This window comes from Clostridium sp. AM28-20LB (assembly GCF_003480665.1).
Classification (GTDB): domain Bacteria; phylum Bacillota; class Clostridia; order Lachnospirales; family Lachnospiraceae; genus Otoolea; species Otoolea fessa.
In genome coordinates this window covers 313,221-333,152 of record NZ_QUJN01000002.1, presented here as the reverse complement: position 1 = coordinate 333,152, position 19,932 = coordinate 313,221, and the positions used below count along the sequence as shown (strand labels likewise).

General features: G+C 49.1%; 18 protein-coding genes. All 18 read right to left on the bottom strand.

Features of this window, described 5'->3' with window-relative positions:
- Positions 1-275: 275 nt before the first annotated feature.
- Positions 276-1,085 (bottom strand): putative hydro-lyase, encoded by an 810-nt coding sequence (locus DW739_RS06350; RefSeq protein WP_022358508.1) that lies wholly within the window; start codon positions 1,083-1,085, stop codon positions 276-278.
- A gap of 36 nt (positions 1,086-1,121) precedes the next feature.
- Positions 1,122-2,219: a biotin-dependent carboxyltransferase family protein gene (locus DW739_RS06345; RefSeq protein ID WP_118742807.1), complete on the bottom strand. Its 1,098-nt coding sequence runs from the start codon at positions 2,217-2,219 to the stop codon at positions 1,122-1,124.
- Between the two features lie 2 nt (positions 2,220-2,221).
- Positions 2,222-2,950 (bottom strand): 5-oxoprolinase subunit PxpB, encoded by a 729-nt coding sequence (gene pxpB, locus DW739_RS06340; protein WP_022358506.1) that lies wholly within the window; start codon positions 2,948-2,950, stop codon positions 2,222-2,224.
- Between the two features lie 223 nt (positions 2,951-3,173).
- Positions 3,174-4,397 (bottom strand): NRAMP family divalent metal transporter, encoded by a 1,224-nt coding sequence (locus tag DW739_RS06335; protein ID WP_118469093.1) that lies wholly within the window; start codon positions 4,395-4,397, stop codon positions 3,174-3,176.
- A gap of 24 nt (positions 4,398-4,421) precedes the next feature.
- A complete protein-coding gene (locus DW739_RS06330; RefSeq protein ID WP_022358636.1) occupies positions 4,422-5,183 on the bottom strand; it encodes a 5-oxoprolinase subunit PxpA in 762 nt (253 codons plus the stop codon).
- A 353-nt stretch (positions 5,184-5,536) separates the two neighbouring features.
- The gene (locus DW739_RS06325; protein ID WP_107000771.1) at positions 5,537-6,901 is read right to left on the bottom strand and encodes a sigma-54 dependent transcriptional regulator; all 1,365 of its coding nucleotides are present in this window, start codon (positions 6,899-6,901) and stop codon (positions 5,537-5,539) included.
- A 75-nt stretch (positions 6,902-6,976) separates the two neighbouring features.
- Positions 6,977-8,293, bottom strand: a complete 1,317-nt coding sequence (locus tag DW739_RS06320) for a HAMP domain-containing sensor histidine kinase (RefSeq protein ID WP_117796482.1) — start codon at positions 8,291-8,293, stop codon at positions 6,977-6,979.
- A 61-nt stretch (positions 8,294-8,354) separates the two neighbouring features.
- Positions 8,355-9,782 (bottom strand): sodium:solute symporter family protein, encoded by a 1,428-nt coding sequence (locus DW739_RS06315; RefSeq protein WP_118293461.1) that lies wholly within the window; start codon positions 9,780-9,782, stop codon positions 8,355-8,357.
- A gap of 2 nt (positions 9,783-9,784) precedes the next feature.
- Positions 9,785-10,816, bottom strand: a complete 1,032-nt coding sequence (gene truA, locus DW739_RS06310; RefSeq protein WP_118742806.1) for a tRNA pseudouridine(38-40) synthase TruA — start codon at positions 10,814-10,816, stop codon at positions 9,785-9,787.
- 156 nt (positions 10,817-10,972) lie between these two features.
- Positions 10,973-11,974, bottom strand: a complete 1,002-nt coding sequence (locus tag DW739_RS06305; protein ID WP_118481850.1) for a succinylglutamate desuccinylase/aspartoacylase family protein — start codon at positions 11,972-11,974, stop codon at positions 10,973-10,975.
- 50 nt (positions 11,975-12,024) lie between these two features.
- Entirely contained in the window at positions 12,025-12,807 is a 783-nt protein-coding gene (locus DW739_RS06300) for a dipeptide/oligopeptide/nickel ABC transporter ATP-binding protein (RefSeq protein ID WP_117796485.1), read from the bottom strand.
- Positions 12,795-13,649 carry an ABC transporter ATP-binding protein gene (locus tag DW739_RS06295; protein WP_107000777.1) on the bottom strand — a complete coding sequence of 285 codons (855 nt, stop codon included), beginning with the start codon at positions 13,647-13,649 and terminating at the stop codon, positions 12,795-12,797. The genes DW739_RS06300 and DW739_RS06295 overlap by 13 nt, the downstream gene beginning before the upstream one ends.
- Positions 13,646-14,470, bottom strand: a complete 825-nt coding sequence (gene opp1C / locus DW739_RS06290) for a nickel/cobalt ABC transporter permease (RefSeq protein ID WP_107000778.1) — start codon at positions 14,468-14,470, stop codon at positions 13,646-13,648. Before opp1C ends, DW739_RS06295 begins: the two co-directional genes overlap by 4 nt.
- Positions 14,470-15,411: a nickel/cobalt ABC transporter permease gene (gene opp1B / locus DW739_RS06285; protein ID WP_117796486.1), complete on the bottom strand. Its 942-nt coding sequence runs from the start codon at positions 15,409-15,411 to the stop codon at positions 14,470-14,472. The genes opp1C and opp1B overlap by 1 nt, the downstream gene beginning before the upstream one ends.
- An 11-nt stretch (positions 15,412-15,422) precedes the next feature.
- A complete protein-coding gene (gene nikA, locus DW739_RS06280) occupies positions 15,423-17,048 on the bottom strand; it encodes a nickel ABC transporter substrate-binding protein (protein WP_118481853.1) in 1,626 nt (541 codons plus the stop codon).
- Positions 17,049-17,218: 170 nt separating this feature from the next.
- Positions 17,219-18,121, bottom strand: coding sequence for a LysR family transcriptional regulator (locus DW739_RS06275; RefSeq protein ID WP_107000780.1), 903 nt, complete (start codon positions 18,119-18,121; stop codon positions 17,219-17,221).
- Between the two features lie 150 nt (positions 18,122-18,271).
- The gene (locus tag DW739_RS06270) at positions 18,272-19,072 is read right to left on the bottom strand and encodes an energy-coupling factor transporter transmembrane component T (RefSeq protein ID WP_118481854.1); all 801 of its coding nucleotides are present in this window, start codon (positions 19,070-19,072) and stop codon (positions 18,272-18,274) included.
- A complete protein-coding gene (locus DW739_RS06265) occupies positions 19,069-19,932 on the bottom strand; it encodes an energy-coupling factor transporter ATPase (RefSeq protein ID WP_118481855.1) in 864 nt (287 codons plus the stop codon). The genes DW739_RS06270 and DW739_RS06265 overlap by 4 nt, the downstream gene beginning before the upstream one ends.

Below are 19,932 nucleotides of genomic sequence, written 5' to 3'. Positions count from 1 at the left end.
CGTGTCAAGCGGTTTTTCCTTGAAAATACAAGGTTTTTTCCCCGGATTTACAAGATAAGTTCGTTTCATTCCATGCATCTGATATACGCATGGGATACACATGAAAAAGGAAGACTTCCTCCTCTCAGATTCCATCTTCCCTTTTCGCCGCTTTTTAGGTTGGTAATGAACTTTTTCTCTTTTCTCAAGAGAATTTATTTGAAGGAGACTGGGAAATCTCCGTCAAACCTTATTTTTCGATAAAACCGTTCCTGCAATGGCAGAACCGATTCTGCCTATTTCTGCTTCTTCGCCTCCAGATAATCATTCAGCTCCGTATTCAGGACATTGGTAATGAACATATGTCCCGGTGCGTGGGTAATGACTAACGGAAGTTTTGCATTTTCAATCGCTGCCTGAGGGGTAACGCCGCAAGCCCAGAATACCGGGATCTCACCCTCGCGGATCTCGACTGGATCGCCATAGTCTGGTTTGGAAATATCCTTGATACCGATCGCTGCCGGATCGCCGATCTGGACCGGACCGCCGTGTACGTTTGGATAACGGTCTGTGATCTCTTTGGCTTTCTGTGCGTTTTCTGGGGTCATGGGACGCATGCTGACAACCATCGGTCCCTTGAACACGCCGGCGCTCTCACACTGGATGTTAGTCTTGTACATGGAAACATTGCAGCCCTGCGCGATATGGCGCACTTCAATGCCGGCTTTCATAAGCGCCTCCTCAAAGGAGAAGCTGCAGCCAATCAGGAATGCAACCGAATCTTCTTTCCAATAAGAAGAAACATCTGTCACCTCATCGACTTTCACACCGTCGCGGTAAATGAAATATTTCGGGATGTCCGTCACGATGCTCGCGCCCTCGCCCATATCGTGGATATCCGGTGTGCCCTCTACGACTTCCAGGATTGGACACGGTTTCGGGTTCTTTCTTGCAAATTCTTTAAAATCATCCGCGTACTTCTTCGGCAGGATAACCAGATTTGCCTGTGCATATCCGGCACACATGCCAGCCGTCGGGCGGGTAATCTCGCCAGTCCGAATCAGTTTCCATACTTCCGGTGGTGTCATTTTGCTATAATCTGCCATATACGTTCCCTCCATATCTTTCAATACATCTGAGGTTTATCTGAATCTTTCAGTCTCTTCCTCTAATTCAACCATATATTCAGTTCCATCGATCACAACCCGGTAGGTTCCAATCGGATTCCAGTATCTCTTCGATTCACATCCAACCGCTACCTGAATCACCGCATCGAGTTCTCCGCACGGTTCCGGTACTTTTGCCAATTCTTCTTTGAGTGCCTTGAGTTTTTCCACCTGCTCAATGTAGAGCTTCTGTGCTTCCTCAACCGTTACTTTCTGGAAATGTACTTTATAACCCGGTCTGGACTGTGCAACCAGCGGAAGATCCACAGAGATAACGCCAGCAATCTTCGTATAACCGCCGGTGGTCTGATGATCCGCCATCATGATAATCGGTTGTCCGTGGGACGGCACCTGAATCGCACCAAAGGCGATACCGTCTGTGATAATATCGCCGCCATTTTTATGCTCGATGACCTCGCCCTCGAGACGGCAGCCCATACGGTCGGACTCATTCGTAAATGCATATGTGCTGCTTAAGAAAGTCTCTACACCTTTCTCGGTAAAGCAGTCATCCTGCGGTCCCATGACAACGCGGATGGTTTTCTCAGTCTGGGAGAAGTCCTCCGGCGTCACTTTTCTCTTTCTCATATTTGGAAGGGTCGTCTTCGGAGCGGCAAAACCAATCTCGTCCCCGCCACCGATCTTTCTTCCCTGATAACCGCCTACTTTCAGCTTTAAGTTGGTGGATTTGCTGCCCATCTGTACCGGGATATCCAGCCCGCCTGCTACTGCAATGTACACGCGGCTTCCACTTGTCATACCGACAAAGTTCATGGAATCGCCCTTATGTACTAAAACTGCCTGATACATCGGAAGATCTTTTCCATTTACCTTTGGAACCAGATTGCCGCCGGTTACTGCGATAATATTGTCTTCTGTAAATTCCATCATCGGTCCCATCAGGGTTACTTCCAGAACCGCCTCGTTTTCATCATTTCCCACTAAAATATTCGCGATCGCTGCGGAACGCTGATCCATAACGCCTGATACAGACATACCGGACTCCTGATAGCCGGTGCGTCCCATGTCCTGTACGGTTGTGAGGAATCCGCCGCTTGCAAACTTAATGCCCATCTTTATACCTCCTTATCGTACACAACGTATTTGTAGGTTCCATCTTCGACTTCTTTTTCGATCTTTTTATACTCTTCCTCGGTTACTGCAGCAAACTTGATATACTGTCCCGCTTCCAGAAGCACTGGTTTCTCGCGGTCTGCATCATAGAGTTTTAACGGAGTCCGTCCAATTAACTGCCAGCCTCCCGGAGATGCTACCGGGTAGATACCGGTCTGCTCACCGGCAATACCAACAGAGCCGCCCTCAATCTTCACTCTCGGGCTCTTCAGACGCGGGGTTGCGATCTCTTTGCTCATGCCGCCCAGATATGGGAATCCAGCGATGAATCCAATCATGTAGATTAGATATTCTTCAGATGTATGAATCTTGATGACCTCTTCCACGGTCTTGTGATTGTGCTCCGCAACATTTTCAATATCCGGACCCATCTCTCCGCCGTAGAGAACCGGAATTTCGATAACAGTTGGCGGCGGGATCGGAATGCTGGATAAGGAACCCATCAATTTATCAAATTTTTCTGTGAGTGCCTTGAATCCGATCACTTCCGGATGATAATGTACTAATAAGGAGCGGTATGTCGGAACCGTCTCCACAATTCCCGGTATATCGCTTTTTTCAACCGCAATCTTGAATGCGCGGATTTTCTTGTTGATCTCCGGGCTGATTTCATTGCCAAACTCAACGCACACAGCGCTGTCGCCCGCTACAAGGTATCTTACCTCGCTCATATATACCTCCTGTCAGATAAACGAAGCCCCCGCCTGCCTGTTCTGCTTTTCTTCGAAAAACCTAAAAACTGCTTCCGACCCAACAAGCCAGTTACAGGGAAACGCCCGGCAGACCTGCTGCCATAAGCCAGCCATCTGCGTGCTCATCCAGCCAGTCCGCCGGGCGCCTGTCCGTTTAATCGTTTTTTATTATTTTACCACATTTTTTGCATTTTTTCATTCATTAACCAAAGATGGTAAGAATCTTCGGCAGAGCCTTGATTCCGGAGTAACCGGTCAGAAGAACAACGCATACACCAAGTACGATGAGTACGGTCGGATGTTTGTAATTTTCACCGACGATATCTTTCCTGCGGCTTGCCAGAAGAATGACAAGCAGTGTAATCGGAAGAATCAGTCCGTTTACGGAACCTGCCAGAACCAGAAGAGTTGCCGGCTGTCCAAGTAATGTCATGATAACGGTCGATACAGCGATGAAGCCGATAACGAACCATTTCTCATTCTCCATGATGAACGGATGCAGGGTCTTTAAGAAGGATACGGATGTATACGCTGCACCGATGATGGAGGTGATAGCTGCAAACAGGATAACCAGACCGAAGATCTTGTAACCGATGATGCCTGCGCCTGCCTTAAAAGCTGCTGCTGGCGGGCTTGCTACCCATGCTTCGCTTCCAACAACTTCCGGAGTTGCTGTAACAACGCCTAAAACTGCGAGGAACAGTAAAATTCTCATAACACCCGATACGCTGACGCCCATTAATACGGAGCGGCGAACGTGCGGAAGATCCTTGGTTCCGGAGAAACCTGCATCCAGAAGACGATGGGCACCGGAGAATGTGATGTAACCGCCGCAGCTTCCGCCAAGCAGGGTAATAATCGGGAATACCAGGTTCGGGAATTCGTTCAGATGTCCAACGCTGCTGATTGCCTCAACAACCGGAGGTTTGGAACGGAATGCTACATAAAGTACGGTAACAATCATGATGCTTCCTAAGTATTTGGTCAGCTTATCCATGAAGTTTTTCGCATCCTTGGATAAGAAGATCAGGATACCGATGACACCGGCTACAACGGTTCCGACTTTCAGTGGGAAACCGAATACGATATTAAAACCGGTTGCGGCGCCGCCGACGTTACCGATATTGAATACCAGACCGCCGAGAGACACAAGAAACGCAATGAAATATCCGAGTCCCGGAACAACTTTATTTGCGATATCCTGTCCACGCATACCGGACACACCGATGATGGACCAGATATTTAACTGGGTTGTAACATCCAGAAGAATGGTGCAGATGATTGCCAGTGCGAAAATAGAGCCATACTGACCGGTAAAGGTTGCAGTCTGTGTCAGGAAACCAGGTCCGATCGCAGACGTTGCCATCAGGAACGCGGCGCCAATCAGGGCTGTCGTGTTCGCATTACTTTTTTTCTTTTCTCCCATATTTTTCTTCTCCTTATATACGTATTAGCGGAACAGATTTTTAATCTCCACTCCCTCGGCTACCAGGGTCTCACGAATGTTCTTTACGAACTCCAGCGCTTTTGGGTTGTCTCCGTGTACACAGATGGAATCTGCCTTGATGGAAATGTCGTTTCCGTTGATGCTCTCAACTTTTCCTTCTTTTACCATTCTTACGACACGTTTGATTGCCAGGTCTTTATCTTTGATGACTGCTCCCGGAAGTTTTCTGGAAACCAGGGTTCCGTCATCGTTGTATGCACGGTCTGCGAACACCTCGCTCGCTGCCTGTAAACCAACCTCCTCGGCTGCCTTGATCATCTGGGATCCTGCCAGACCCATGAAGATGATATCTTTATCTACTTCATAGACTGCTTCACACATCGCTCTCGCCAGCTTCTCATCAACAGCTGCCATGTTGTAGAATGCGCCGTGCGGTTTTACGTGCTGGATTTTTACGCCCTGGCTCTTAGTAAATGCGCTCAATGCGCCGAGCTGGTATTTCAGATATGCTTTCGCTTCTTCCGGAGTTACCACCATGTTTCTTCGACCGAAGCCCATCAGATCCGGAAATCCCGGATGTGCTCCTACTGCGGTTCCGTATTTCTTTGCCAGTGCGATGGTCTTATCCATAACCATCGGATCACCTGCATGCCATCCACAGGCTACGTTGGCGGAAGACACGTACTGAAGAATTTCTTCATCCATACCAATCGTATAGTTACCGAAGCTCTCACCTAAATCACTGTTTAAATCGACATAAAACATGGTTCATTCCTCCCTTTCTTAGCTCACACATCTCATTTTTGCGGCTTAGCGTTTCTTCTGTCTGTTTTCAACAACCATCGGAAACTATTTTTAAGATGAGATGTTTTTTGTATGTTCCCCTTGTTTTTTTGCTTCTAATGATATTTTATCTGACTTTTATGTATTTTTCAATCATAATTTTAATATTTTTTAAAATAATTTAATTTATATACAAAAATCGTGCAAAAACGCACGTTTTAGGCGTGCGTTTTTGCACGATGTGATTTTTTGCACCTTTTTACCATTCATTCCTGCACCCGGTTTACCAGACAACCGTTTTCGTCCTTCCTCCTGATACAGTTTTTCTGCTTTTTCTACTTCTCCCCGTCTTCCCGCTCCATCTTCCGTTTCATTGAGAACCGGGTGACACCGAGCAGCGCCGCCGCCCGCGTCAGGTTATTGCCGGAAAGTTTCAACGCCTCCGACATATATCGTTTCTCCAGCGCCGCGACCTCCTGCTCGAGGTCGATCGGTCCTTTTTTCAGATCTTTCAGATAGATGCAGTCCCCGCTCTCCGGCCTTGCCTCCCGCTCGACCGGCGCCAGCTCCACGTGTTTTTCCAGGATATTTCCCTGGCTGAAGAGAAAACAGCGCTCAAAAATATTTTTAAGCTCCCTGACATTGCCCTTCCAGTCATACAAGAGCAGCTCCCGCATGAAATCCGGATCCACTTTTTCAATATTGCGGGCAAAGGCTTTATTATAATAGTCAAGGTAATAGTCACAGAGCACCGGGATATCCTCGCGCCGGTCACGAAGCGGCGGAATCTCGATCTGCATAACATTCAGCCGGTAGAACAGATCCTCCCGGAATTGCCCCGCCTTGATCGCCTCCTCGAGATTTCTGTTCGTCGCCGCAATGATCCGAACATCAACCGCCGTGTCCTCCAGCGCGCCGATCCGCTTAAATTTCCGGTCATCCAGGAAGGTCAGAAGTTTCGTCTGCATCGCCATCGGCAATTCGCCGATCTCGTCCAAAAAGACCGTACCGCCGTCCGCCAGCTCAATCAAGCCCTTTTTCGTCTTGAGCGCCCCCGCAAACGCGCCGCGCTCGTAGCCAAAGAGCTCGCTCTCCATCAGATTTTCCGGAATCGCACCGCAGTTAATGCGTACCATCAGGTTATCCTTGCGGGCGCTGTTCGCATGAATCTGCCGCGCCACAACTTCCTTGCCCGTTCCCGTCTCCCCGCGCAGGAGTACATTGACCGACAAATTTTCCCCAAGCACCTGAATAAGGTGCCGGATCCGGGCAGCTGCCTCACTGACACCTAAAAACTGCGGCACATCGCCTTTCAGGAAGACGAGTGAATCCCGGTTGCGCTTCTGCTCCAGACACCGCTTGATCAGCATATCGATCTCATCCACATCAAACGGCTTTAAAATATAATCATATGCACCGCGCTTCGTCGCCTCAACCGCCTGGGAGACGGAACCGTACGCCGTCATCATGATGACCTGCAGTTCCTCATCTGCATTTTTGAAATTGACAATCTCATCCATCCCGACACTGTTTTCGAGGAGATTGTCGAGAAGGAGCACACCCGGATGATATTTCCTGACAAACTCCAGCCCTTCCTCGACGGTTGCGGCTGAATAGGCGTCATATCCCCTGTCTTTCAGTCCTTCCTCCAGTGTATAGCGAATCAGAAATTCATCGTCCACAATCAAAATTCGATCCATGTGCATCCTCCTCCCTGTTTCATAACATTATACTCTAAATACTAAATTCGTGAAATACCTCATTAAATGGTCACACTATACCATTTTCCCCGGAAATTTTAAAACCACGTCTGTCCCTACCCCCGGCTTGCTCACGATCTCCATCGTTCCTCCATTTGACTCCACCAGGCGGCTCACGATTGAGAGCCCAAGCCCGGTTCCGTTGATGCTCTTTGTATAAAATGGTTCCAGCGCCTTGGAGACTTCTTCCTCCGTCATGCCTTTTCCGTTGTCCCGCACCGTCACAATCACTTCTTTCTCCTGCGCGGCTGCCATAAGCTTAATCTGTCCCTCGCGGTCCGGTACCAGCGCCCTCAGGCTGTTGCTGATCAGGTTGTGAATGATCTGGCGAAACTCATTTTCATTAAGACACGCCCTCAGTCCCTCTTCTGCCTCCACAAAAAGCGATGCGCGGCGGCTGTCCGGTCCTTTCGCATAGATCATTCCGATCTCCTTTAAAACACCGGTCACAGAAATCTCCGTTTTCGGTGATTCACGCCGGATTGACAAAGTCAGAAGGTTCATGATCAGCGCCGTGACACGGTCGATCTCATGGATCATGCTGTCACAGAGCATTTTATCGCCGTCCTTGACCGTCCTGCCCTTTAAAAGCTGAATGCCGGAGCGGATGCCCGCGATCGGGTTCTTGATCTCATGCGCCAGCGTCGCTGCCATCCGGCTGGTATATTCCATTTTCGTGTAATTATCCATGTTTTTGAGCAGCCCCTCAAAGGTAACCGCCAGCTGTCCGATCTCGTCGTGGCGGCTGACCGCCTCAAAACGGTATTTCTGATAACTGCCCTTGTTTTCCTCGATTTCCTTACAGGTATGGCTCATCCGGCGGATGGGGCGCGTGATACTGTGGGAAATGAAAATGCTTGCCTGGCAGATGAGAATCAGCGACGCGATCGCGCCGACTACCAAATAGCTCTGCTGCTCTAAGATGCGTTCCCCGAATATTCTCTCATCCATCCGGTACTCCAGCCGCCAGCCAAATGGATTGTCCCCCTTGCTGACTGCCAGTACCGATGTGTTTTCCCAACGGGTTCCAGCCGTGATCTCCTCACCGTCACGATCCAGAATCCGAATCCGCCCGCGCTCAAAATTCCGGTATTTTTCCGCGATCTCCTCCTCCGGCAGACGCTTTTCCAGAAAATGCAGATCGCGGTTTACATCCTCAAACAGCGTATCCGCCAGCTCCAGCTCGCTGTTTTTCTGCATCGTGTAGCCATTATAATAGGAAATCACGCTGAAACTTCCGATGACAAGGATTCCCACCAGAACAAAGGGAATCATGACCTCATTTTCAATCTGGAAAAACCAATTTGAAAGACGTTTCAGCCATTTATTCATCGCTCGTTTTCGCCTCCTTCTCGCTGTTGTCTGACAGCTTCATGTTTCCAAATGCCCGCCTTTAGCAAGCACGTTTTTTCCATATACTCTCCAGCACCGGGGCAAGGACAAAAACCAGGGTCGAACACAGCGTCACCGGAAATCCCCAGTAAACCGGCAGCTCGCGTGGCTGAAGCAGCACCGTCCCGGTTACCCCTGTCACAAATGCCGCCCATGCGCCCGTCCTCGTTGCCCGCTTATAATAAAGCGTGCCGTAGAGAAGTGGCGTCAGAATTGCTGAAAACAATCCCCAGATATCCGCGCCGAAAAACAGGCTGTTGGACGGTGGATTTAAGGAGAGCAGAAGCGCCAGCGTTCCGCCGAGAAAGATAAAGAGCTGCGTCAGCCCCAGGATACGGTCCTCTGTTTTCTTCCATTTTCCATACTGCGCCGCCACATCGTAGGACATCATCGAGCCAATCAGAAGCAGCTGCGAGTTCGCCGTCGACATGCACGCGCCGATCACGCTGATTAAGAAAAATCCGCTGAACCGCGATCGGAGCAAATAATTAATTGCGTAGACAAAAATATCGTCTGATCCGAAGTAATAGGACAGATAAGGAAACAGGATCCGAAGCCCCAGACCGATCTGGGTCAGGCAGAAATAAAAAAATGTCAAGAACACCAGCGAACAGATCAGGACTTTCCGCGCCGTCTCACGGCTCTTTGCCGCCACAATCCGGATCAGATACTGTGGGTTCGCTGCCAGCCCCATACCCCAGCCAAAAAACATCGTGAGGTACATGGTAAGGCTGTAATCTTTCATCAGATTTCCAAAACTGTCCGTCCCGCTGCCCGCCGCATTTCGGCTAAACACCTCCGCGTTTGTCAAAAATCCGCTTCCCTCTATTCCTCCGACCACGACAAAATAGACAACCACTATACTGATCGTGAGCATGATAAGGTTTCCGCCATCCGTCTTGGTAACTGAATTGAATCCTCCAAAGGTAGAATACAGAATAAACAGATAAACCAAAAAAATTGCAACTTTATAATCAATATTTAAAAGCGTCGCCGCCGCAATTCCAAATCCCTTTATCTGGATCACCAGATAAAAAACGTAACCGCCCGAGAGCAGCAGCGCACAGCAGGTCCGCAGAAAGCGGGAATGGTAGCGCTCCCCGATAAACTGCGGGATCGTGAGCATGTCGCAGTCATAGATACGACCGCTGATGAGATACAGCAGCCCCGCGCCGATGAACCACGGGATAACCGTCACAGCGATCACGGAGGTTCCATTTTCAAAAACATTGCCCGTGTATCCCAGAATGGTCGCAGCGGACACCCAGGTCCCGACGAAGGTGGAAAACAGCCGCCAGAACCCGCATTTCCGTTCTCCGATAAAAAATTTCCCTATCGAATCGCTCTCACCGAACGATGATTTTCCTATAATCAGGATAATCAGCGAATAGACGCTGAAACAGACCAGATAATCAAATGTTCTACTCATGCTCACCGATGTTCACCCTCGTAGACGGCTTCCAGCCAGCCTTCTTCCGTCTCCGGCTGCCGTCTCAGCCGGTAATATCCGCAGATGCTCCCCTCTTCTCCAAACGTATCCCGCACAAACACCCGTTTCGCGCCGTTTCGGTATGCCTGATGGATCACGCGGCGCAGCACGCCGTCAAGCTCTTCCGGCTCACAGCGCTCGATCGTGAGGTATGCAAGCCCTTTCTCCGGGACATTTCTCTGATCGAGCACATAGTGCCAGTGCTTATTTTCGCCCTCCAGGTACGGTGCCAGCTCTTTTTCATACTCCAGGCTTACGAGCGTCAGCCCGCGTGCTGGGATCGTAGGACCTGCTGCCGCCCGGTTTTTCTCCTCCAGAATCTCCTCCATCTTCTCCGGCGGGTAAACGCCCATGCCGATCTTAACCAGCGTCCCGGCGATGATCCGGACCATATTGTAGAGGAAACCGCTGCCGCTGATGCGGATCGTAATCAGGTCGTCCGCCTTCGTCACGGTCAGGCTGTAGATCGTCCGCACCGTCTCCTCCGCCTGCGTCCGCACCGTACAGAAACTCTTGAAATCGTGCTCGCCGATGAGATAGGATGCCGCCTTCTGCATTTTCTCTAAATCCAGATTGAAATAGCAGAAATGACTGTATAAGCGCTGCAGCGGCATATCGATCTTGCGGTTCAAAATCTTGTATTCATAGGTTTTCACGCAGTTTGCCTTGCGTGGATGGAAGGTAAGCGGCACCTCCTCCGACGCCTGGATCCGCACATCGTCCTGCAGGCGCTGGTTGAGTGCAAAGCAGATCTTATCCCCCGGAATCCGGCTCTCGGTATCGAAAACTGCCACATTTCCCATCGCATGGACACCCGAATCCGTCCGGCTCGCCCCGATGACCTGAATATCCTCTTTTAAAAGAGAAGAAAGCGCCTGGTTCAGCACCTCCTCAATGGTCACTCCGTTGGGTTGAAGCTGCCACCCGCAGTAGGCGGTTCCGTCATAGGAAACCACTAGCTTAATTCGTCTCATATATATTCCTCTATTTCTATATTTATCCTCAAAAATCTATTTTCTGCTATTTATCATACCATATAATCCCCTTTTTTTGACAGATATTTTTTTATTGACCGTCTTTTCCTATGCAAAAAGCACCTTTGGATCCTTTCATCCAAAGATGCTTTTTTCTTAGCATTCGCCATATGCTACCAGCGGTTCTCCCTCACTTACCCCCAGTGACAAGGTATAGTAAAAGACCATGCCGTCAAGCTCTGATTCATAACGATACATCAGGCTGCCGTCAAGCCGCCGGATTTCTCCCAGTAAATCTCCTTTTTTCAGGCAGCTTCCTTCCCGGATAGCCGGATACCAGAATCCATTTCCCGGTGCCTCCAGATAGCGCATGATCCGAATCTCCCTTTGCTCTATTTTCCCGGATGGAAGTACCTCTGATTCCGGGGAGCTTTCTGAATCTTTTAAATTCATTCCTTTGACTGATTCCAGAATACTTTCTGGCAAAATATCCAGATGAACCAGCAGTTCATACAGGTTTATCCGATATGCATCCACCTCCCGTTCTGTCCAACGTCCCAGTCCGCCCCGTTCTAGTAGAAGAGCCGGGATTCCTTTCTGCGCTGCCCAGCTGTACAGACCATTTTTCGCCGTTGATGCCACTCTCCACGACAAAGACATCGCTCTTGCCGCTGCAGCCGCCTTTTTTTCTACCGTCTCGCCTGCTGCCACCGGAAAAAAGGCAAACGGAACTACCATCTCGTGAATATCTCCACTATGGAGATCCACGAGGAAGTCCGCATCTGGATACAGATACGTTTCCACAGCTGCTGCTATCTTCGCTGACCGGCTTCCCATTTCCGTTCCCGGAAATGCCCGATTTAAATTGACACCATCCTCCGGTACCAGCTGCTTGATTTCCTTATAAAATCCACCTTCATTAGCAATCGGAAGAAATACAACCTCTCCCTTCATCTGCCTCGGATCCAGTTCCTGAATCAGACGGGAAACTGCCAGAATTCCTATGTACTCACAGCCATGTACCCCCGCTGTAACAATCAACCGTTTTCCCGGTCTTGAACCACAGAAAGCCGCCGCTTTCAGGCTGCATTCCTCATCCACCGGAATTTTCAGCCACTGCTTCGTGCCCGCCTCCACCTTCGTTTCATATATTTTCATGTTCTATTTCCTGTTCTGAGAACTTTTCTGCTCCTTTTACTCAATTCCATCTAAACGATCGCCTGCAGCAGCCTGCGCGCATATTCATCCGTTGTCTTTCCCAGCTCCCGGACCGGACGGCATTCTGTGATATGTCCGCGGTATAAAAACAGCACCTCATCGCACAGATAGGTAACCGACGTCAAATCATGCGTAATAAATACATACGTCAGATTCAGTTTCTCCTTTAAATCTATAAGCAGATCCATAACCTGCACCTGCGTATGTGCATCCAAAGATGAAATCGCCTCATCGAACAGAATTATCTCCGGTTCGCAGGCTACCGCCCGGGCAATGCAGACTCGCTGGAGCTGACCGCCGGACAATTCATGGGGATATCGATCCAGAAAATCTGCACTTAGTCCCACCATCTCCATCAGCTCTCCGGCACCTTTTTTTATTTTCTCTCTTGAAAGCTTCCGGATTCCCTTTTTACGTGCTGCTGCCCGCTGTCCCTCCGCCAGAATATCCCGTATACGGAAACGCGGGTTCGCCGAGGTTGTATAATCCTGAAAAACAATACTGATTTTCTTCTGCAGATTCTTTCTCCCCTGACGGTTTCGATAAATCTCCTCCCCATCCAGAAGCACCTGCCCGGAATCCGGTTTTAAAAGTCCGCAAAGGACACGTCCAACCGTCGATTTTCCGCTTCCGGTTTCTCCTAAGATCCCCAGGCAGCTTCCCTTTTCCACCTGCAAAGATACGTCAAACAGCACCTGGTCCCTGGAGGTTCCAAACAATTTATCCTGACGCTCACTCCGGAAGCTGACACATATATCTTTTAATTCAAGCATAATTCCTCCTGATTATCTAGGCAAAGCCGGTAGCGCTCCATGACCGAGCGCCGTGTCTCTGCAAGCATCCGTGTATACGGATCCTTTGCATGCCTTAAGATATGTTCAAAATCGCCCTGTTCGACCAGTTTTCCTCCATTCATCACGACGATCTCGTCCGCAATCTTCGAAACCGCCCCCAAATCATGGGAGATAAATATCATCGCCGTATGACTTTCTTCCTTGATCCGCTGAAATTCCTTCAAAATTTCAGCCTGGGTGATGGCATCGATTGCCGTTGTCGGTTCATCTGCCACCAGAAGTGCCGGCTTCATCGCCAGTGCCAGCCCAATCATGATTCTCTGAAGCATTCCTCCGGAAAGCTGGTGTGGATACTGCCCCAGCACTTCCTCCGGATTATGAATTCTCATTTTTTCCAATACTTCCAGGGAAATCTCCCGGATCTTTGCCCGATCCCAATCTGTATGGGCTGCAAAGGTCTCGGCCATCTGGCTTCCAATCCGGTAAAGTGGATCAAAGCAGGTCATCGGATTCTGGAGAACCATGCCTATCTTCTGCCCACGCAGCCGCCGCAGTTCATCCCGTCCTGCCCGGCATAGATCCTTTCCCTCAAACCATGCCTGTCCTTCTATCCGGAACTGGCGGTCCAGAAGTCCCAGAATTGCTTTTACCGTCATGCTTTTTCCGCTTCCGGATTCTCCCAGAATACCCAGGCACTGCCCCGGCTCTACCTCAAAGCTTACATTCTCGACCAATTTTTTCTGTTTATTTCTGATTTTCAGTTCTACATTCAGTCCATCCACCCGCAGAATCGGCTGCACCCGCTCATGATTCAGGCTCATTTCTGCACCTCCTTCGGATCCAGCACATCCCGCAGGGCATCTCCCATCAGGTTAAACGCTGCTACCAGAATTACCACCGCAATTCCCGGAACCAGCATCTGTACCGGATTGCTGGTGAGGACATTCTTCGCCTCGCTCAGCATCGCTCCCCATTCCGGTGTCGGTGCCTGTACACCCAGTCCCAGAAATGAGAGGGTTGAAATATTGATAATCGCCCATCCGACATCCAGAGAGGATAAAACTGCCAGATCTGCCGCAATTGACGGTACAAGATGGCGAAATAATATAAAAGATTCTGGTGTTCCTATACATCGTGAAAAGCGCACAAAGTTCCGGTCACGATACTGCATAACACCTGTCCGGATCATCCGCGCATACCAGGCCCATTTAATAAACACATTGGCCAGAATTACATTCTGCACGCTGATTCCCAACAGGGCTACCACTGCAAACACCATGATCTGGCTCGGAAATGAAAGCATTACATCGACGGTTCGCATGATCACCTCTTCCACGATCCCGCGGAAATAACCTGCCAAAAGTCCCATCAACGCTCCCAGGCCAATCGTTCCAAGCATGGTCAGGACTGCCAGCCCCAGCGTCGGACGGATTCCATAAATCATTCTCGACAAAATACACCGTCCCAGATTATCGGTACCAAGTGGATACTGCTGGCTGAATCCGGCAAATTTATTTAAAATATCCGTTGCATACGGATCATTCGGTGCGATAAACGGTGCAAAGATCCCTATGAGCGCCACGATAAGCACCAGACCAATCGTTCCAACGGCCGCCCGGTTTCGAATCAATCGTCCTACCATCAATGACTCTCCTTTCTAAGACGCGGATCTGAAATTGTCTGAAGAATATCAAATAATAAATTAAATCCGACAAATAGTACTCCGATCAATAGCACATACGTCTGGATCACCGGATAATCCCGGTTAAAAATCGAGCTGATACAGAGTGTCCCAAGCCCCGGCCAGGCAAATACATTCTCAACGACGATCGTTCCGGAAATCAGCTGCGGTATGCTCATTCCGATCGCTACAATACAAGTATGCATCGAATTTTTCAAAATGTGTTTAAGAAGAATCTGCCGGTTTGGAATGCCTCTCACATTGGCATAGAGAACATAATCCTGTTTCATGTTTTCCAACATATTATTGCGGATCAGGCGGATATACGTCGATATATAACTCAATGATACCGTAAACGATGGCAGAATCAGGTGTTTAAAGCTCCCGCTTCCGCTCGTTGGAAGCAGATCCAGCTTGATCGAAACCAGCCAGATCAGAAGAAGCCCTACCCAGTATGCAGGCATCGCCGTTGTCATAAAAACAATCGCCCGCATGATGCGGTCAAACACACCATCCTTATAAACGGCACAGAGCACTCCAATCGGAATGCTCAGTACCAGAACCATCACAAACGATACACCCGCAAGCTGCAGAGTCGCCGGAAGACAGCGCATCAGTTCGCCCGCAACTGTACGGCTCGGATTGACGTAACTGATTCCAAAATCTCCCCTCAGACAGTCAGCCAGCCAGGAAATATATCGTATCAGATATGGTTTGTCCAATCCAAGTTCCGCCCTTACCTGTGCCACCGCTTCTTCTGTAATAATCGGTACCTGGCGGATGCGCAGTGCCACCTCCGCCGGATCGGATGGTATCAGGTTAATAAACACAAAACACACAAACGAAATGATAATAAGAAGCGGAATTGCCGACAGGATTCGTTTTATGATATATTGTTTCATTTATTTTTCCTTTATTTCTTCTCTCCAAAATAGAAATCAGCGAACGGAACCTCATACTGAGTCTGCGTAAAATGGAAGCCCTGCAGATCCGAACGGTAGATTGCCTTATTGCACTCATAAGTAAGCGGAATATAGACCGCATCCTCATGCAGACGGGTCAGCACAAATGTATACAGCTCCTGACGGCGCTCTTCATCCGTGGAAACCAGGATCTCTGTAATCGCATCATCGATATCTGCCTTATCTTCCAGTCCCTGCTGTGCCGCAAAATCTCCATAAACCGGAGCGCGCATCGCCGCCAGGGAGGACTGCGGGTCATACGGAGTTCCCCAGCAGATATTAAATACCATGTCAAAGTTTCCAGCCTTCATACTATCACGGTAAGACTGTTCTTCCTCTCCATGAATGTTCAGGGAGACACCCAGCTTCTGGTATTCGCTCTGGAGGTACTCCGCAATCGCTTTTTCCGTCACACTATCGCTGTTATAAAGCAGCTCCAGTTCCATTTTCTGGCCGTCTTTTTCACGTACGCCGTCTCCAGCCAACGTCCAGCCTGCTTCCTCCAGCATCTTCGTTGCTTCTTCCACATCATACTCATATGGGGTCAGATTGATATCGCAGTAAGGAACGGTAGATGCAAACAGTGTATCCGCCGGCTGTTCCAGACCATAAAAAATACCTTCTGAAATCGCTGCTTTGTTTGTCGCATGCTGAAGTGCCTTACGCACTTCCTTCTCATCCAGAATATCACGGGTTGTATTCAGTACAATCTGCCGGGTCGAGGTCGGATCCGATAACGCAACCGTAAAATTGTCATTTCCCGTATACTGGTTAATTGCATCCGCATCAATCATATTTTTACCGAAAATCAGATCAATTTCCCCTTTTTCCAGTGCCATGATACGCGTCTGATTATCCGGTATTACTTTTACCGTAATCTTTTTGATGGACGGCTGCTCCCCCCAATAGTTTTCGTTTGCTTCAAATACTGCATACTCATCTGTCACAAAATCGGTCAGGACATATGGACCTGTTCCAATGTATTCGTTTACGCCATCCTTTGTGCTTCCGTCCTTCATCGCCTTCGGAGAAATCATTGCAAACGGACGGGTAACTCCCAACTCTGTCAGCAGAGGATAGTACGGCTCCGACAGTTCGATCACAAAGGTTTTATCATCCGGAGCCGAAACCCCAACCAGAAGATTCATCATTTCCAGCCAGGTGTGACGATCTTTGTTTTCAATGATTGCATCAAAGTTTGCCTTGATCGCGTTGGCGTCACACACCTCTCCGTCCGAAAATTTCACTCCATCACGGATGTGGAACGTGTAGGTCTTTCCATCTTCACTGATATCCCAGCTCTCTGCCAGGCAGCCCTCATACCCATTTTCTGTAATATTGACTAAGGTCTCGTAGAGCATTTCCTGTGCATACATTTCACCTGCATACAGATGTGGATTCAGATCACGGATATCCCGGTAATTAACAAATACCAGTTCATCCTTCGTGCTCTCTGCCGATGCACTCTGCTCTGATTTTGTCCCTTCTGTACTGTTTGAAGCGTTTCCGCCACATCCAGCCAAGACAGCCACGGAAAGAACACCAGCTGCCGCTATGAGTCTTTTACTTTTTTTCATATATGTCCTCCTGTTATGCCTGACGCAGGTTTGAAAGCCTGCATCTCTTTTATCTACTTTGTTAAAACAATTCGTTTTTACCGGCAGATAAAAGGATAACATAGTTACGCACAACTAACCACTATCGTTTTACAGGGGGATTGCTATAACGATTTGTTATATCTAAACAATTAAAGCATTTTTTTGAAATGTTCTAAAAACCACGCTGCCTCCGCACTCAGCTTTTCTTCATTCTGGTAAATATATCCGATTACCAGAAATGGTTCACTATTCCGGATCTTCAGATTACGGATTGGATATTGTTTATAATCCTCATATAAAAAATCAATTCCCAGGCTGCAGATATCGCTCTGCATCAGGAGATTCATTGTCATATGATCGCTATTGGTATGTACAACCGTATTCAGCATATCCGTACTGATCGCTCCCAGGCTCACATGGTTTAAATGATGCTCCATTGAGAAAAAATCCCGGATTCCGCTGACGAATTTTAACTGCGGAAGCTCGGTAAAATCGATACTCTCATCCTCATAACGCGGATGATTTGGTCCCACATAAACACAGGCAGGTTTGACATCCAGTTCCTGAAAAGACAATTTTTTGTGGGACAAAATATGCCGGAATGCCGGAACCTGTTTCTGTGCTACATACACAATCCCCAACTCCGAAATTCCCTGGGATACCTGATCACTAATCTCCTCCACACTGCCTTCCCGGTGGGAAATCTGGCACTCGCAGCCATATTTCTTATAAAAATCTGTCAGAAGCCTCGCAATCATGTTGCTCGGGTAGGTAGAAACGGTAAATTTCCGTTCCTGCGTATCTTCTGCCAGCGAGTTAATAAGACTCACATGATTTAAAATATTGTGTGCATACTCCCGGACCGTTTCTCCATATGGGGTAACCCTGAGCCCTCTGCTTGTCCGCTCAAATAACGCACGCCCCAGCTCCTGTTCCAGCATCCCGATCACCTTGCTGACATTCGGTTGGGATGTGTATAGGCATTCTGCTGCCTGATTAAAACTACCTTTTTCACAGGCAACCATAAAATATTCAAGCTGTTTTAATTCCATTGAAGTCCTCCTTCTGTTGTTCTCCATTCCACCTTATGTTAGCTGTAACTAACCAAAATACAAAAATCAAGAGGCACACAGCTTGCACAGCCTATGCACCTCTCTTTCGGTTCCAAAAGTGCCTACCCGCGGACAGTAACCCCTTTTTCGCTAAAAAACGATCCGCAGTACAATCACAATTCCCAGATAAGCCAGAAGAATCAAGTAGGTAATCCGGTCTCTCCTCTCATAATGCAGCGGCTTCATCTTCGTGCGCCCACTTCCGCCCCGGTAGCAGCGCGCCTCCATCGCCATCGCCAGATCCGTCGCGCGGCGGAACGCCGATACGAAAAGTGGCACCAGAATCGGGATCATGCTCTTTGCCCGCTGTACGAGATTGCCAGATTCAAAATCAGCGCCTCTCGCCATCTGTGCCTTCATGATCTTATCCGTCTCCTCAATCAGGATCGGGATAAAACGCAGCGCGATCGACATCATCATCGAGATCTCATGCACCGGCACATGGAGACGGTTCAAGCATCCCAGACTCCGCTCCAAGCCGTCCGTGAGCTGGTTCGGGGTCGTCGTCAGCGTCATGACAGAGGAACCAATCACCAGATACATCAGGCGCAGACCCATGAAAACTGCCAGCCGCAAGCCCTCATGCGTCACTTTTAAGAATCCTATCTGAAAAATCACCCGTCCATTTGTCAGAAACAGGTTAAAGCTGATACTGATAAGTAACAGGAACACGATCGCCTTGAGTCCCCGCACGATAAACTTAAATGGTACGCGTGAGGCGCGGACCGCCATCGCCAGAAATACGGTCGCTGCCGCATAGCAGAGCAGGTTATCCGCGAAAAATAATGAAATAATGTAGATCAGCGTTCCAAACAGCTTGGTACGCGGATCCAGCCGGTGAACCACTGATTCGACCGGATAATACTGTCCGATTGTGATATCCCGTATCATTGTTTCTCCCTCCGCTTGTTATACAGCGCCAGAATCGCCTCCCGCGCCTCTTCTACCGTCGTGATCGCGTCGTCGATCGGAATCCCGCGCTCCCGAAGTTCCTGCACCACATAAGTGATCTGCGGCGCGGCAAGACCGATCGCCTCTAACTCCTTGTAATGGCGGAATACCTCCTTCGGCGTATCGTCAAACATCTTCACGCCGTCGTTCATGACCATGATGCGGTCCACGTAGCGCGCCATGTCCTCCATGCTGTGGGAAACCACCAAAATCGTCAGCCCATGCTCCCGGTTCAGGCGCTCAATCTGACCTAAAATCTCATCGCGCCCCTGCGGATCGAGTCCCGCCGTCGGCTCGTCGAGGATCATCATCTCCGGACGCATCGCCAGTACACCCGCGATCGCGACGCGGCGTTTCTGTCCGCCGGAAAGTTCAAACGGGGACTGCTTATAAAATTTTTCATCCATGCCGACCAGCTTTAAGGCATGGCGGGCACGTTTTTCCACCTCTTCCTGCGGAAGTCCCAGATTTTTCGGTCCGAAACAGACGTCCGTAAAAATATCTGCCTCAAAGAGCTGGTACTCCGGATACTGGAACACCAGCCCCACTTTACTCCGCAGATCCTTTAATTTATAACCCTGGCTGTAAATGCTGACACCCTGATACTTAATGTCGCCGCTGGTCGGCTTGATCAGACCGTTTAAATGCTGGATCAGGGTTGATTTTCCCGATCCGGTATGACCAATCAGACCGACAAATTCGCCGTCCTGAATTTCAAAACTTACGTGCTTTAATGCCTGGCGCTCTAACGCCGTGCCCTCGCCGTAGGTGTAGCACAAATCTTCTACCTGTATTGCCAT

Bases quoted from the DNA above. Each gene is read 5' to 3' on its own strand.
- DW739_RS06350 (WP_022358508.1), bottom strand. From the start codon at position 1,085: ATGGCAGATTATAGCAAAATGACACCACCGGAAGTATGGAAACTGATT.
- DW739_RS06345 (WP_118742807.1), bottom strand. From the start codon at position 2,219: ATGGGCATTAAGTTTGCAAGCGGCGGATTCCTCACAACCGTACAGGAC.
- pxpB (WP_022358506.1), bottom strand. From the start codon at position 2,950: ATGAGCGAGGTAAGATACCTTGTAGCGGGCGACAGCGCTGTGTGCGTT.
- DW739_RS06335 (WP_118469093.1), bottom strand. From the start codon at position 4,397: ATGGGAGAAAAGAAAAAAAGTAATGCGAACACGACAGCCCTGATTGGC.
- DW739_RS06330 (WP_022358636.1), bottom strand. From the start codon at position 5,183: ATGTTTTATGTCGATTTAAACAGTGATTTAGGTGAGAGCTTCGGTAAC.
- DW739_RS06325 (WP_107000771.1), bottom strand. From the start codon at position 6,901: ATGGATCGAATTTTGATTGTGGACGATGAATTTCTGATTCGCTATACA.
- DW739_RS06320 (WP_117796482.1), bottom strand. From the start codon at position 8,293: ATGAATAAATGGCTGAAACGTCTTTCAAATTGGTTTTTCCAGATTGAA.
- DW739_RS06315 (WP_118293461.1), bottom strand. From the start codon at position 9,782: ATGAGTAGAACATTTGATTATCTGGTCTGTTTCAGCGTCTATTCGCTG.
- truA (WP_118742806.1), bottom strand. From the start codon at position 10,816: ATGAGACGAATTAAGCTAGTGGTTTCCTATGACGGAACCGCCTACTGC.
- DW739_RS06305 (WP_118481850.1), bottom strand. From the start codon at position 11,974: ATGAAAATATATGAAACGAAGGTGGAGGCGGGCACGAAGCAGTGGCTG.
- DW739_RS06300 (WP_117796485.1), bottom strand. From the start codon at position 12,807: ATGCTTGAATTAAAAGATATATGTGTCAGCTTCCGGAGTGAGCGTCAG.
- DW739_RS06295 (WP_107000777.1), bottom strand. From the start codon at position 13,649: ATGAGCCTGAATCATGAGCGGGTGCAGCCGATTCTGCGGGTGGATGGA.
- opp1C (WP_107000778.1), bottom strand. From the start codon at position 14,470: ATGGTAGGACGATTGATTCGAAACCGGGCGGCCGTTGGAACGATTGGT.
- opp1B (WP_117796486.1), bottom strand. From the start codon at position 15,411: ATGAAACAATATATCATAAAACGAATCCTGTCGGCAATTCCGCTTCTT.
- nikA (WP_118481853.1), bottom strand. From the start codon at position 17,048: ATGAAAAAAAGTAAAAGACTCATAGCGGCAGCTGGTGTTCTTTCCGTG.
- DW739_RS06275 (WP_107000780.1), bottom strand. From the start codon at position 18,121: ATGGAATTAAAACAGCTTGAATATTTTATGGTTGCCTGTGAAAAAGGT.
- DW739_RS06270 (WP_118481854.1), bottom strand. From the start codon at position 19,072: ATGATACGGGATATCACAATCGGACAGTATTATCCGGTCGAATCAGTG.
- DW739_RS06265 (WP_118481855.1), bottom strand. From the start codon at position 19,932: ATGGCAATACAGGTAGAAGATTTGTGCTACACCTACGGCGAGGGCACG.